Annotated in this window: 1 protein-coding gene; it reads right to left on the bottom strand. The window is 31.8% G+C overall.

Annotation, left to right across the window (positions count from 1 at the left end; translation table 11 throughout):
- Nucleotides 1-1330 (bottom strand): IS1634 family transposase (locus MW688_RS18080; protein ID WP_486737411.1); only part of this gene is annotated, 1330 nt, incomplete at its 3' end.
- Between the last annotated feature and the right edge of the window lie 144 nt (nt 1331-1474).

Genomic DNA, 1474 nt, shown 5'->3' with positions numbered 1-1474 from the left:
ATGTTGGTCGCGCTGTTAATTTTCCTAATTGATTAGGGATGCCAGTTTTAGCTAACGATAATTGAGCACGAACTTCTCGTTGCCCCAAAGAATAAACCATTAGACATAAACCCATCAGCATTGACATTGTTTCTATTCTTTGGGGGGATTTTAAGAAAATACTATCAGCAAAAAACAAGGGGTCTTTTAAGAAAGCAAAGCCTCTTTCTACATTTTGCTGTTCTTTATATTTTTTGAGCATCTCATTACAACTAAAAGATTCTTTATCTAAACGATTAGTAGCAATAATAAACCTTCCTGCTCGATTTTTATCAGCTTCAATTACTTGGTCATTTGGCTCAATTTTCCCAGTTATTTGATAAGTATTATTGCCCGAGTCGAATTGATTATTTGTGATTTCTATTTGAGAAATTAAATGATACTTTAGTTTTGATTGTATTTCTCTTAAATTCAATTCGGCATCGGTTACATTATCAAATGTTTGTTTTAATAATTTTGCTACTTTTTTTTCAATTATTTCTCTTTCTTTGTTTATTTTTTTCTTTAGAGATTTGAGATCTGATTCCGCTCTTGCTTCACTTTTTACTACTAACCATCTTTGGGAAATGCCGCCATAATTACTGGGAGTTTCGACAAAGGAATAACCTGACAGTTCACTTTGACTAAATTCTAATGCTGATACTTCATTTACTAATTTTTTTGCTTCTTTTATTGATAAAGGTACTCTCGTTAACCATTTAATCTCCTTGAGTAATCCTAAGTTCTCTTTGCTGTATAAAGCACTATCTCCTACTATTGTTGTTTCTAAGTTTAGTTGTTTTTGATAATTTTTAGCTATTTGACCAAATGCTTTTTTATCACTTTGATTCCCACTTGCTGCTTCAATAAATATGGGAACATTCCCGTCTCCTGTCACGATTAAGTCTAAAATAAATTGTTTTAAATCTGGTCTATGATCTCGCGAATAACCATGAGTTATGCTAATTGGTATTGGTTGTGATTCTGATTCTTTTGACTGACACTGTGATGAAGACGCTAGAATTTTATTGTATTGACCATGAACTGAAATAGAACTTGAATCTAAGTGAGAAAATTCCATATTTACATTATATTTTTTAGCTGCTGATAAGGCTATTAACAGAAATAATCTTGACAATCCGTACTCGTAGAGTTTGTCCATTACCCTTCCAATTTTATAATCATTTAGATGTTCTGGCAATACTCCTTTCCCAAAAAGATGTTCTGTCGCTTTATCTTCAAAAAATTTCGGAAATAAATATAATGGTTGAGAAATAAAACCTAAACCGTTTAAAATAATTGCTTTAACTATTTCTCCTGAATTAACTATTTCTTGTGGATCTATTCCTATTTCTTGATTGAACTGGTAGCGGGTTTTGAATGAAGCGGAGTGAGAATTTTAATGCACAAGGCTGAATTTGACCTTCAACAAGTTGTAATCAAGCTACTTATTGTT

This window comes from Johannesbaptistia floridana, from assembly GCF_057440575.1.
The sequence above is the reverse complement of the archived record's forward strand: the minus strand, read 5'-3'. Positions and strand labels throughout refer to the sequence as shown.